This window comes from Mycolicibacterium bacteremicum, from assembly GCF_002086115.1.
In the GTDB taxonomy this organism is placed as follows: Bacteria; Actinomycetota; Actinomycetes; order Mycobacteriales; family Mycobacteriaceae; genus Mycobacterium; species Mycobacterium bacteremicum.
Genome location: NZ_MVHJ01000040.1, coordinates 1 through 13,449 on the forward strand (window position 1 = coordinate 1; position 13,449 = coordinate 13,449).

The following is a 13,449-nucleotide window of genomic DNA, read 5'->3' on the forward strand; positions in this document are numbered from 1 at the left end:
CCCCCGCCCCGCCGGAACGGGCCCGACCAGCTCGATGGACGGTGACCGGTTCTACCAGGGCACCCAGGCCATCGGATTCGACTACGGCGGCGCGTTCCGCTCGGTGACCGGCGTGACAGCCGGACACGACTGGGCCACCGCCGAATTGGCGGTGCCCGCCGACATCGCCGCCGACCTGGGGCAGTATCGGTTCCATCCGGCACTCATCGACGGGGCCTTCCAGACACTGTTCGGGGCACCGTTCTCCGGGCAGGAGGAGAACGAGGACCCCTATCTACCGACCAGGATCCGGCACTGCGCCGTGTACGGCGCTCCCACCCCCACCATGACGGTGCAGGTCCAGGTCGTGTCGGCAACCCGGGACGCCGTCGAGTGCGATATCACCATCACCGACCCGCAGCACGAGGTGCTGGCCGTCTTCGACGGATTCACGGTGCAATCCTTGAGCTCGTCGTCCCGAATGTCGGTCGAACACATCGACAAGGGCCTCTACGAGTTGCACTGGTCGCCGGCGGAGTCGGTGACAGACGGCATCGAGACCCAGGCGCCGGCGGCAGCCTGGCTGGTGCTGGCCGACGGCGCGGGCGTGGGGGAGCGGGTGGCCGCCGAACTACAGGCGCGTGGGCACCGGGTCCGTACGGTGCGCCACGAGCGCGACGGGATCGATTGGGCGGCATTGCTCGACGCGCACGATGGCGATCTCGCCGGCATCATCGACTGCTGGCCGATGGACATGGCCGCCGATTCACCGGACAATCTCGAGGTCGGCCCGTTCAGTATCCTGCGTCTGGTCAAGTGCCTGGCCGACCGGCCGGCGATGACACCGAAGATCTTCCTGCTGACGGCCAACGCCCAGGCCACTGCGGGCACCGCCGTGAAAAACCTCGACCAGTCGACCATCTGGGGGCTCGGCCGGGTCATCGGGCACCAGGAGTTCTCCGACCTCTGGGGTGGGCTCATCGACATCGACACCGCCGACGATGCGGCGCAGACCGCGGCCCGGGTGTGCGAGCACGTGCTCGACGACGCGGCCGAGGACCAGGTCGCGCTGCGTGGCGCCACCACCCTGGTCCCGCGGCTGCGGTTGTGTACCGAGTTGACCCGCCCGTTCCCCACCAAGCTGTCCGCCGACGCCACTTATCTGGTCACCGGTGGCGCGGGCGCGCTGGGCCGCGTGATCGCCGGATACCTCGCCGAGCGCGGCGCTCGGCACATCACGCTGATCGGGCGCACCCCGATCCCACCGAGGGACCAGTGGGCGGCATTGTCCGAGGGTGATCCGCATTATCAGACGGTGGCCGCATTCCGGCTGATCGAGCGGCTTGGCACCCGGATCGAGACCGCCAGTGTCGACATCACGGATGCCGCCGACATGCGGAACTGGTTGGCCGGACACACCCGCAACGGCGGTCGTCCGGTGCGGGGTGTCGTACACGCCGCAGGCGTGGTAGCCGACCAGTTGATCGTCAACATGAGCGAGGACGACTACGCCCGCGTACTGGCGCCCAAGGTGACCGGTGCCAGAGTGCTCCACGACGTGTTCGCCGGTCACGAGCTGGACTTCTTCGTGCTGTTCGGCTCGGCAGGCTCCACCATCGCCGCACCGGGTCAGGCGAACTACGCTGCGGCCAACGCCTTTCTCGATGCCTTTGCCCATCATCGGCGGGCGCACGGACTCCCGGCGCTCACCATCGGTTGGGGGCCGTGGTCGGTGGGCATGGTCGAGCAACTCAAGCTGGAGAAGATCTACGCCCAACGTGGGATCGAGTTGATCACCCCGGCGGTGGGCGCGCGGATCCTGGACCGACTCCTCAGCCAGCGGATCCCGAATGTCGTTGCGATCACCGCCGATTGGAACCGCGCCCGGCACGCCGGCATGGGTGGGCGACTACCGGCGATGTTCGCCGGTCTGGAATCCGCCGGACCGGCCGCCGCGCCCGATGCCGGTTCGTCGGTACTCGACGTACTGGCCGCGACACCGGAGTCCGATCGGCCGGCTTTCATCGCCGAGCATGTACAGCGGGTGGTGGCCGATGTCTTCGACTTCTCCGTCGCGGATATCCGGCCCGACGACATGCTCGATGACATAGGTTTGGACTCGATGATGGCGATGGATTTCCGGGTACGGATCAACGCGATGTTCTCGATCGACGTTCCGGTGCTGGAGATCCTGCGCGGTGTCAGCGTGAACACGCTGTCCGAGCGGATACTCGACGAACTGCATGTCATACACGGCGACGTGGCGGTGCCGGAGCAGTCGCCGGTCACCGCCGACGAGGACATCGACGGATTGCTGGCGGATCTTTCCGACGAGGACCTGCGGGCGCTGCTGGCCGAGCTGGAGGCGGACGACGCGATGCCGGACGGTGAGACGGCGGGACCGTGACCACCGGGGTGGCGGAATCGGCGATCCACGTGCGTGGGCTGGCCAAATCCTACGGAAAGCGCTGCGCGGTAGACAATCTCGACCTCGATGTCCGGTATGGGGAGATCTTTGCGATCCTCGGACCCAACGGGGCGGGTAAGTCGACGACGATCGAGATCCTGGAAGGTAACCGGCGACGCGACGCGGGGCACGCACTTGTGCTCGGTGAGGATCCGGGTACCGCCGGGCGACAGTGGCGCGCGCGCATCGGGATCGTGCTCCAGGAGGTCAGCGACGCCGGGATGCTGACGGTCGCCGAGACCGTGCGGATGTTCGCCAGCTGCTACGGTGCGGCGCGGTCGCCGGCCGACGTCCTCACCCTGGTCGGGCTCGATGCTCTCGCCGACGCCCGGGTGCGCACGCTATCGGGCGGTCAGCGTCGGCGGCTGGACGTGGCACTTGGCATCGTCGGCATGCCCGAGTTGGTATTCCTCGACGAACCGACCACCGGGTTCGACCCGCAGGCGCGCCAACAGTTCTGGGACCTGATCCGGCTGCTGGCCGCCGACGGCACGACCATCCTGATGACCACCCACTATCTGGAAGAGGCCGCCGCGTTGGCCGACCGGGTCGCCGTCGTCGCCCACGGCAGGGTGGTGGCGGTGGACTCACCGACCAGGCTGACCGAGCATGTCGACACCGCCGCGACCGTACGGTGGACCGACGGCGACCGGGAGCGGGTCGAGCGCACCGAGACTCCGACGGAGCTGATCAGGCAGCTCGGCGCCGGCGGCCGCGAGTTGGCCAACCTCACCGTGTCCCGGCCGACACTGGAGCAGGCCTATCTGCAGCTGATCGGGCACTCGTGACGGCCGCGGCACGACGCGCGAACCACGCCCGGACGCTTCCGTCGGCGGCGCGCATCGGGTTCTCCCGGGTGATTCCCGAGCTGAAGATGTTCTACCGGCGCCCCGAGCAGATGGTGCTGACGTTCTCCATGCCCGCGGTGATCTGCCTGTTGCTGGGCTCGATCTTCTCGGCGGAACTGCCGGTCGGCGGTGTCAGCACGGGCGCGGTGATCGCCGCCAGCATGCTCGCGTACGGGATCCTGTCGACGTCGTTCGTGAACCTGGGCATCAGCATCGCCGCGGACCGCGACACCGGGGCGCTGCGCAGACTGCGCGGTACCCCCACGACCGCAACGTCCTACTTCATCGGCAAGATCATGCTCGTCCTCGTAGTCAGCCTCGCCGAGGCGGTGCTGTTGCTCCTGGTCGGGGTCCTCGGCTTCGGACTCCGGCTGCCCAGCGACCTGTTCGGCTGGTTCACCCTGACGTGGGTCTTCCTGCTCGGCGTCATCAGTTGTTCGCTGCTGGGCGTGCTGATCAGCAACATCGCCGGCAACGCGGTGTCGGCGGCGGCGCTGACCAACGGGCCCGCGGTCGGCCTGCAGTTCGTGTCGGGGACCTATGTGCCGATCATGGTGCTGCCCACCTGGATGCTGATCATCGGTTCGCTGTTCCCCGTCAAGTGGATGGCGCAGGGTTTCCGGTCGGTGCTGCTGCCGCCGGAGTTGGCCGCGGTCGAACCCGCAGGCAGTTGGGAGCACTGGCACATCTTCGGAGTCCTGATGGCCTGGTGCATCGGCGGGCTGATCGGCTGTGTGGCGGTGTTCCGCTGGTCGGACCGGGGCTGACCGGACCCTCAGAACCGGTCCCGCACGAACGCCAGAAACCGCTGGCTCGCCGGGGTCACGGCGGTGTCCGACCACGCCAGGGCGATCTCGCGCTGATAGGTGGTCGGACTGAGCGCGATCTCCACCGTGCCCGGCGCGGTGCGCCCGTCATGGGGTAGCAGTGCGACCCCGAGCCCGCGGGCGATCAGTTCGCGGATGGTGGCGAACTCGGTGATCTCCAGAGCCACCGCCGGGGCGAAACCGACTGCCTCGCACCAGTCCTCGGTCAGCCGGCGCAGGTTGTAGCTGGCCGGGTTGGCGATGAAGATCTCCTCCCGCAGCTCGGTCAATCTGATCCGGCGCCGGGCAGCCAGCCGGTGTCCGGCCGGCAGCACGGCATGGATCAGCTGTGTGCCGATCACGCTGTGCCGCAGACCGTCGGGTGGCGGTATCAGCACCGCGACATCGAGTTCTGCGGACCGAAGGTCGGCGGCCAGTTGCGAGCCGTGCGCCTGCTTGAGGTGTAGCCGGATGCCGGGCGCGCGCCGGTGGAACTCCGCGATCAGGCCGGGCAAGCGGCCCGCGCCCATCGTGAGCGGAAAGCCGAATCGCACCGTGCCGTGCTCGGCATCGGCATCGGCGGCAACCGATTCGACGCCGGACTCCAGCGCCCGCAACGGGTCGCGGATCCGTCCGGCCAGCCGCACCGCCGCCGGTGTCAACCGCACCGCCCTGCCGTCGGCAACGATCAGCACCACGCCGAGCGTCTTCTGCAACGTGTGGATCCGCCGACTCATCGAGGACTGCGGGATGCCCAACCGCTCGGCGGCGCGCGTCATGTGACCGTCGCAGGCCACGAGCTCGTCGAGCGCGCGCAACTGCGGCGCCAGAAGACCCGACCATCGATCCATATACGGATCATAATCTGCGAAACCTTCATTGGACGGATCGATATGGCGGGCAGATCCTGGAAACATGCGCACCGATACCGATCGCTCCACCGCCGATATCGCCCTCATCGGCGGCGGCATCATGTCCGCCACCCTCGGCGCCATGCTCACCGTGTTGCAACCGGACTGGCGGATCGTGCTCATCGAACGCGCCGAGGACGTCGCCACCGAGAGCAGCAACCCGTACAACAACGCCGGCACGGGTCACTCCGGGTACTGCGAGCTCAACTACATGCCCGATCCCGCGGACGGCAGCACCGCGGCGTCCATCGCGGGCCAGTTCGAGGTCTCCCGCCGGTGGTGGTCGCAGCTGGTCGAGGCCGGCCTGCTCGATCCCGGCTTCCGCACCACCGCACCGCACATGACCGTCGTCTTCGGTGATCGCGATATCGCCTACCTGAGGCGACGTTTCGAAACACTGCGCACCATACCGGCATTCGCCGATCTGCAGTACTCACAGGATCCGCAGATCATCGCGGCCTGGGCGCCACTGGTCATGGCGGGGCGGGATCCGGCGCAACGGGTGGCGGCGACCTGGCATCCGGCGGGCGCGGACATCGACTTCGGCGCGCTCACCCGCGGGCTGACGGCCATCATCGACGGCACCATCCTGCTGGGTCATGAGGTCCGCACGCTGACGCGCAATGCGAACGGGAGCTGGCGGATCGCCGGCAGGCACGGCGAACGTCCGTTCGCGCTGAACGCCGATCGCGTCTTCGTCGGCGCCGGAGGCAACGCGCTGCGGCTGTTGCAGCGGGCCGGCCTGCCCGAGGTCCGCGGATACGGCGTGCTCCCGGTCGGTGCGGCGTTCCTGCGCTGCGCCGAACCCGGCATCGTCGGCAGACACGACGCCAAGGTGTACGGCCAGGCGCCCGTCGGCGCACCGCCGATGTCGGTGCCGCACTTGGACAAACGCATCATCGATGGTCAGGCTCAGCTGATGTTCGGTCCGTATGCCACCTTCAGCACCAAACTGCTCAAACACGGCAGCCCGGCGGACTTCTTCCGCACCGTGCGGCCCCACAATCTGCGCGCTTTGGCCTTGTGCACCGCACGCAATCTCGCTCTGGTGCGGTATCTGATCGGACAGCTGCTCGCCACCCGGCGCCACAAGATCGACCAGCTGCGCCGCTATTACCCCGACGCCGATCCGGCCGACTGGGAACTGATTGCCGCCGGCCAGCGTGCCCAGCTGGTCGCGCCGGAGGGCGTGCTGCGGTCCGGCACCGAACTCGTCGTCGCCGACGACGGCACCATGGCAGGGCTGCTGGGCGCTTCACCGGGCGCATCGACATCGGTGTCCATCACGATCGAGCTGCTGCAACGCTGTTTTCCGCGGCAGTGGGAGTCGTGGCGGCACCGCGCGGAATTGCCGCTTCTGGCATCCTGACGTCATGACGGATCCGCAGTCCCATCCGCACTCGCCGGGCGATTCCGGTCCGCAGCCCGGCGGCCAGCCGCCCTACTACCCGCCGCCCCCGTCCCAGCCGGGCGGGTACTCGGACGGGTACTACGGACAACCCGGCTACGGCCAACCGCCGGGTCCCGGCGGATACGGACAACCCGCCGGACCCGGCTTCGGACAACCTGCCGGACCCGGCTACGGACCACCCGCCGGACCCGGCTACGGCCAACCCGCCGGTCTCGGGTTCGACCCGGCGGCCCCCTTCGGCCGGCACCCGATCACCGGTGAGCCGTACTCGGACAAGTCCAAGACCATCGCCGGCCTGCTGCAACTGCTCGGCCTGTTCGGCTTCGTCGGAATCGGACGCATCTACGTCGGGCAGACCGGCCTCGGCATCGCCCAACTGATCGTCGGTTTCGTCACCTGCTTCATCGGCGCCGTCATCTGGGGCCTGATCGACGCCGTACTGATATTCACCGACAAGGTGCGTGACGCGCACGGCCGACCACTGCGCGATGGCACCTAGCGCCAGCCACACCCGGGTCGGTGTCCTCGGCGCCGGTCTCGGACTGGCGGGTGCACTGACCTATATCGGTCTCGGCGACCCACACCGACCGGGGTTCTTCCCGGCCTGCCCGTTCAAGACCCTCACCGGGTTCGAATGCCCGGCCTGCGGGGGCCTGCGGATGACCCACGATGTGCTGACCGGTGATCTCGCGGCCGCCGTCGTGGACAACGTGTTCCTGCTGATCGGTCTCCCGGCGCTGCTGGTGTGGTTGGCGGTGCGGTGGCGAGCCGGCCGCAGGTTGTTACCGCCGGCCGCCGCGGTCACCATCGTGCTGGCCCTCCTGGCCTGGACAGTGGTGCGCAACTGGCCGGGCTTTCCGCTGGTCCCGACAGTTTCAGCCGGGTAGGGTCCGCGCCCCGCTGATACACTGCGAGCGCGGGCCGATGCAGTCCCTTCGATACCCCACGAAGACTGCGGAGGCACTGGCTTGCTGTTCTCGGCGCTCCCCCCGGCCCAGGGTCTCTACGACCCGGACAACGAATCCGATTCCTGCGGTGTCGCGATGATCGCCGACATCGGCGGGCGTCGCTCGCACGACATCGTCGCCGACGGGCTGACCGCCCTGGAACACCTGGAACACCGTGGCGCCGCCGGCGCCGAACCGAACAGCGGTGACGGAGCCGGCATCCTGTTGCAATTGCCGGTCGAGATGTTCTCCGCCGTGGTCGATTTCGCGCTACCCGGGCCCACCGCCACCGGCGCCAACAGCTATGCCGCCGGTATCTGCTTCCTGCCCCGGGACCGGGCGCAGCGGGCCGCAGCGCAGCACCGCGTCGAGCAGATCGCGGTCGAGGAGAACCTTGAGGTGCTCGGCTGGCGGACGGTTCCGGTCGATCCCGACGGCGCGCAGATCGGTGCCACCGCCCTGGGCTGTATGCCGCACATGGCACAGCTGTTCGTGGCGGCACCGCACCGCTGCGGCGGCATCGACCTCGACCGGCAGGTGTACCCGTTGCGCAAGCGTGCCGAATCCGAGGATCTGGGCCTGTATTTCGCGTCCCTTTCCAGCCGCACCATTGCCTACAAGGGCATGCTCACCACGATGCAGCTGCCACAATTCTTCCCGGACCTGCGCGACGAGCGCTGCGTGAGTGCCATCGCCATCGTGCACAGTCGGTTCTCCACCAACACCTTTCCGTCCTGGCCGCTGGCGCACCCGTTCCGGTTCGTCGCGCACAACGGTGAGATCAACACCGTGCGCGGTAACCGCAACCGCATGCACGCCCGGGAGGCCGAACTCGCCAGTGCGCTCATTCCGGGTGATCTCAGCCGGCTCTCGCCGATCTGCACACCCGAGGCATCGGATTCGGCGTCCTTCGATCAGGTGCTCGAACTACTGCACCTCGGGGGCCGCAGCCTGCCCCATGCGGTGCTGATGATGATCCCGGAGGCGTGGGAGAACAATGCCGCCATGGACCCGGCGCGCCGCGCCTTCTGGCAGTTCCACGCCTCGCTGATGGAGCCCTGGGACGGCCCGGCGTGCGTCACCTTCACCGACGGTACCGTTGTCGGAGCGGTGCTGGACCGCAACGGTTTACGGCCGGGGCGCTGGTGGCGCACCATCGACAACCGGGTGATCCTGGCCAGTGAGAGTGGCGTGCTCGACGTACCGAGCGCCCAGGTGGTGGCCAAGGGGCGCCTGGAACCGGGCAAGATGTTCCTGATCGACACTGCGGCGCATCGGGTGGTGCCCGATGCGGAGATCAAGGATGAATTGGCCGCGGCCGAGGCGTATGGGGAGTGGTTGCACGCCGGGCTGCTCGACCTGAACACCCTGCCGGATCGCCCGCGCGGACAGGCCAATCACGAGTCGGTGGTCCGCAGGCAGGTCTCCTTCGGCTATACCGAGGAGGAGCTGCGGGTCCTGTTGACCCCGATGGCCGCCGCAGGCGCCGAGCCGTTGGGTTCGATGGGCACCGACACCCCGCTGGCCGTGCTCTCGCAGCGTTCCAAGCTGCTCTACGACTACTTCGTGGAACTGTTCGCCCAAGTCACCAACCCACCGCTGGACGCCATCCGGGAGGCCGTCGTCACCTCGATGCGGCGCGTGATGGGCCCCGAACAGAACCTGCTGGAGCCGACGGCCGCGTCGTGCCGGCAGATCGCCCTGGGCTGGCCGGTGTTGGACAACGACGATCTGAACAAGATCGTGCACATCAACGACGACGGCGAACAACCCGGGCTGCGTACCGCGGTGCTGCGGGCGCTCTATGACGTCGAGCGCGGCGGGGAGGGTCTGGCCGAGGCGCTCGACGAGTTGCGGGCCCGGGCGTGCGACGCCATCGCCCGGGGCGCCCGCACCCTGGTGATCTCCGACCGCGACTCCGATCACACCCGCGCGCCCGTCCCGTCGCTGCTGGCGGTGTCCGCGGTGCATCACCATCTGGTGCGCACCAAACAACGCACCGGCGTCGCGCTGGTGGTGGAGAGCGGTGATGCCCGCGAGGTCCACCACATCGCGCTGTTGCTGGGTTTCGGTGCGGCCGCGGTCAACCCGTATCTGGCCATCGAGTCGATCGAGGACCTGATCCGCGAGGGCGAACTCACCGGCATCGAGCCCGCCGCGGCCATGCGCAACTACCTCACCGCGCTCGGCAAGGGCGTGATGAAGGTGATGAGCAAGATGGGCATCTCCACGGTGTCCTCCTACACCGGTGCCCAGGCCTTCGAGGCGATCGGGCTCGACCGCGGCGTCATCGACGAATACTTCACCGGAACACCGATGCAACTCGGCGGTGTGGGGCTCGATGTGCTGGCCGAGGAGGTGCGGTTCCGGCACCGCCGGGCGTATCCGGAGAATCCGACCGAACGGGCCCACCGCCGCCTCTCGGTGGGCGGTGACTACCAGTTCCGCCGCGACGGTGAGCTGCACCTGTTCACCCCGGAAGTGGTCTTCCTGCTTCAACATTCGACGCGGACCGGTCGCCGCGACGTGTTCGCGCGCTACTCGCAGGAGGTCGACCGGCTGTCCCGCGACGGGGGTGCGCTGCGTGGCCTCTTCGCCTTCAAGGCCGCGACGCCGGTGCCGCTGGACGAGGTCGAACCCGTCGAATCCATCGTGGCCCGGTTCAACACGGGTGCGATGAGTTACGGGTCCATCTCGGCCGAGGCGCACGAGACGATGGCCGTGGCGATGAACGAGCTCGGTGGGCGCTCCAATTCCGGCGAGGGCGGCGAGGACACCGACCGTCTCTACGATCCGCGGCGCCGCAGCGCGGTCAAGCAGGTGGCTTCCGGACGGTTCGGGGTGACCAGTGACTATCTGGTCAACGCGACCGACATCCAGATCAAGATGGCCCAGGGTGCCAAACCCGGTGAGGGCGGGCAGCTGCCCGGCTTCAAGGTGTATCCGAACATCGCGAAGACCCGGCACTCCACGCCGGGGGTCGGTCTGATCTCACCGCCCCCGCACCACGACATCTACTCCATCGAAGACCTCGCGCAACTGATCCACGACCTGAAGAACGCCAACGACACCGCGCGTATCCACGTCAAGCTGGTCAGCTCGGTCGGCGTGGGCACCGTCGCGGCGGGGGTCGCCAAGGCGCATGCCGATGTCGTCCTGATCTCCGGCTACGACGGTGGCACCGGTGCCGCACCGCTGACCAGCCTCAAGCACGCCGGCGCACCGTGGGAGATCGGGCTGGCCGACACCCAGCAAACGTTGCTGCTCAACGGGTTACGCGACCGCATCACCGTGCAGTGCGACGGCGGGATGCGCACCGCGCGCGATGTCATGGTCGCGGCGCTGCTGGGCGCCGAGGAATACGGTTTCGCCACCGCACCGCTGGTGGTGGCCGGCTGCATCATGATGCGGGTGTGCCACCTGGACACCTGCCCGGTCGGCGTGGCGACCCAGAACCCGGAACTGCGGGCACGGTTCACCGGCAAGCCCGAGTTCGTGCGCAACTTCTTCGAGTTCATCGCCGAGGACATCCGCACGATGCTCGCCGAACTCGGATTCCGCAGCCTCGATGAGGCGATCGGCCGGGTCGACATGCTCGACACCGCCGACGGGGTGGCGCACTGGAAGAGCCGCGGGTTGGACCTGAGCCCCGTCTTCGCGGTCCCGGCCGATGCGCACGGTGGCCCACCACCCCAGCGCCGCCGGTTGCGCGAACAGGACCACGGCCTCGACCGGGCGCTCGACCAGACCCTCATCCAACTGGCCGAGGGCGCCCTGGAGGACGCGCATCCCGTCCGGCTGGAACTGCCGGTGCGCAATGTGAACCGCACGGTCGGCACCATGCTGGGTGCCGAGGTCACCCGCCGCTACGGCGCGGCCGGGCTGCCCGAGGACACCATCGCGGTGACGCTGACCGGATCGGCCGGGCAGTCCCTGGGGGCGTTCCTGCCGCCGGGGGTCACGCTGGACCTGATCGGCGACGCGAACGACTATGTCGGCAAAGGCCTTTCGGGTGGCCGGGTGATCGTCCGGCCACCGGATGACGTGCTGTTCCTGCCCGAGGACAACGTGATCGCCGGCAACACCCTGCTGTTCGGGGCGACGGCGGGCGAGGTGTTCCTGCGTGGTCGGGTGGGGGAGCGGTTCTGCGCCCGCAATTCCGGCGCGCTGGCCGTCGTCGAGGGCGTCGGTGACCACGCGTGTGAGTACATGACCGGTGGCCGCGTGGTGGTGCTCGGCGACACCGGACGCAATATGGCCGCCGGCATGTCCGGCGGGATCGCCTTCGTGCTGGGCCTGGATCCGGCCAAGGTCAACACCGAGATGGTGACGCTGCAGCGGTTGCAGCCCGAGGATCTGAGCTGGCTGCACGATGTGGTGGGCCGGCACGCACAGCTCACCGGGTCCACCGTCGCCACCTCGCTGCTGGCGGACTGGCCGCGGCGCAGTGCCGCCTTCACCAAGATCATGCCGACCGACTACGAGCGGGTACTGCGCGCCACCCGGATGGCCAAGGCCGAGGGGCGCGATGTGGACGCCGCGATCATGGAGGCCAGCCGTGGCTGACCCGACCGGATTCCTGCGGGTTCGCAAGAGCGATGCCGCCAAACGCCCCGTCGACGAGCGGGTGGGGGACTGGCACGAGGTCTACGAGAGCCGACCCCCCGCGGACCGGGCCGCGGAGGTGTCCCAGCAGGCCCGCCGCTGCATGGACTGCGGAATCCCGTTCTGCCACTCCGGAACCGCGGGCTGTCCGCTGGGCAACCTGATCCCGGAATGGAACGATCTGGTGCGCCGGGGCCGTTGGGACGCCGCCAGTGAACGGTTGCACGCCACCAACAACTTCCCGGAGTTCACCGGCCGGCTGTGTCCCGCCCCGTGCGAGGCCGCCTGCGTGCTGTCCATCGCCGAGGAGGCGACCGGGGGCAGCGTCACCATCAAGCGCATCGAGCAGACCATCGCCGACCATGCCTGGCTGACCGGGGCGGTGGAGCCGCAACCGGCCGCCATCGGCTCGGGACGCAGTGTGGCCGTTGTCGGTTCGGGCCCCGCCGGGTTGGCCGCCGCGCAGCAACTGACCCGGGCAGGCCACGAGGTGACCGTCTACGAACGCGACGACCGGATCGGCGGGCTGATGCGCTACGGCATCCCCGAGTACAAGCTGGAAAAGGCCACCCTCGACCAGCGGCTGTCCCAGATGCGGGCGGAGGGCACCCGATTCGTCACCGACTGTGAGGTCGGGGTGGACCTGTCCATCGAGGCACTGCGCGCCCAGCACGATGCGATCGTGCTGGCCGTCGGTGCGTTGCGGGGCCGGGACAACGCCGTCGAGGGCCGCGAACTGAACGGCGTGCATCTGGCCATGGAGCATCTGGTCCAGGCCAACAAGGAATGCGAGGGCGACGGCGCCGCCGAGCTCACCGCCAGGGGCAAGCACGTGGTCATCATCGGCGGCGGCGACACCGGGGCGGACTGCCTGGGCACCGCGCACCGGCAGGGTGCGATCTCGGTGACCCAACTGGACTACAACCCCGAACCGCCCGAAACCCGCGACGAGTCCCGGTCGCCCTGGCCCACCTGGCCGTTGGTGCTGCGCACCTCGCCGGCGCACGCCGAGGGCGGGGCCCGGCGGTTCGAGGTCGCCGTACAACGCTTCGTCGGCGACGAGCAGGGCGGGGCATCGGGCCATGTGCGCGCCGTGCAGATCTCCGAGGTCCGGGTGCAGCGTGACGAACAGGGCCGTCGGCAGATCACGCCGGTCGGTGAGCCGATCGAGATCCCCTGCGATCTGGCGCTGCTGGCCATCGGCTTCGAGGGTGTCGAGCACATGCCCCTGCTGGACGGGCTGGGCCTGAGCCTGAACGGACGCGGCGCGCTGTCCTGTGGTTCGGACTGGCAGACCGATGAGCCCGGGGTCTTCGTGTGCGGTGACGCCCACCGCGGCGCCTCGCTGATCGTGTGGGCGATTGCGGAGGGCCGCAGCGCGGCGCGCGCGGTCGACGCCTACCTGATGGGCGAGTCGGAACTGCCTGCGCCGGTGCAGCCCGGTGCACTGCCGCTGGCAGTGCTCTGAGCTGTCC

9 protein-coding genes are annotated in these 13,449 nt (G+C 68.8%); 8 read left to right on the top strand and 1 reads right to left on the bottom strand.

Annotated elements, in window-relative coordinates; genetic code table 11:
- From BST17_RS26420 to BST17_RS26430, 3 genes are all read left to right on the top strand, one after another.
- Nucleotides 1-2,386, top strand: a 2,386-nt coding sequence (locus tag BST17_RS26420) for a type I polyketide synthase (RefSeq protein WP_133053604.1), incomplete at its 5' end; no start/stop codon positions are given.
- Nucleotides 2,383-3,234 carry an ABC transporter ATP-binding protein gene (locus tag BST17_RS26425; RefSeq protein ID WP_234807840.1) on the top strand — a complete coding sequence of 284 codons (852 nt, stop codon included), beginning with the start codon at nt 2,383-2,385 and terminating at the stop codon, nt 3,232-3,234. The genes BST17_RS26420 and BST17_RS26425, both read left to right, overlap by 4 nt.
- A complete protein-coding gene (locus BST17_RS26430) occupies nt 3,231-4,061 on the top strand; it encodes an ABC transporter permease (RefSeq protein ID WP_083061975.1) in 831 nt (276 codons plus the stop codon). The genes BST17_RS26425 and BST17_RS26430 overlap by 4 nt, the downstream gene beginning before the upstream one ends.
- Nucleotides 4,062-4,069: 8 nt before the next feature.
- Here the strand turns inward: BST17_RS26430 and BST17_RS26435 are convergent, their stop codons facing one another.
- A complete protein-coding gene (locus BST17_RS26435) occupies nt 4,070-4,951 on the bottom strand; it encodes a LysR substrate-binding domain-containing protein (RefSeq protein ID WP_083061977.1) in 882 nt (293 codons plus the stop codon).
- 64 nt (nt 4,952-5,015) lie between these two features.
- On the opposite strand from BST17_RS26435, the gene BST17_RS26440 reads away from it, so the two are divergent.
- From BST17_RS26440 to BST17_RS26460, 5 genes are all read left to right on the top strand, one after another.
- Nucleotides 5,016-6,380: a malate:quinone oxidoreductase gene (locus tag BST17_RS26440; protein WP_083061979.1), complete on the top strand. Its 1,365-nt coding sequence runs from the start codon at nt 5,016-5,018 to the stop codon at nt 6,378-6,380.
- A gap of 4 nt (nt 6,381-6,384) precedes the next feature.
- Nucleotides 6,385-6,921 (top strand): NINE protein, encoded by a 537-nt coding sequence (locus tag BST17_RS29785; RefSeq protein ID WP_083061981.1) that lies wholly within the window; start codon nt 6,385-6,387, stop codon nt 6,919-6,921.
- Nucleotides 6,911-7,309, top strand: a complete 399-nt coding sequence (locus BST17_RS26450; RefSeq protein WP_083062008.1) for a DUF2752 domain-containing protein — start codon at nt 6,911-6,913, stop codon at nt 7,307-7,309. Before BST17_RS29785 ends, BST17_RS26450 begins: the two co-directional genes overlap by 11 nt.
- A gap of 81 nt (nt 7,310-7,390) precedes the next feature.
- Nucleotides 7,391-11,935: a glutamate synthase large subunit gene (gltB, locus tag BST17_RS26455; protein ID WP_083061983.1), complete on the top strand. Its 4,545-nt coding sequence runs from the start codon at nt 7,391-7,393 to the stop codon at nt 11,933-11,935.
- Nucleotides 11,928-13,442 (top strand): glutamate synthase subunit beta, encoded by a 1,515-nt coding sequence (locus BST17_RS26460; protein WP_083061985.1) that lies wholly within the window; start codon nt 11,928-11,930, stop codon nt 13,440-13,442. Before gltB ends, BST17_RS26460 begins: the two co-directional genes overlap by 8 nt.
- The last annotated feature ends 7 nt before the right edge of the window (nt 13,443-13,449 follow it).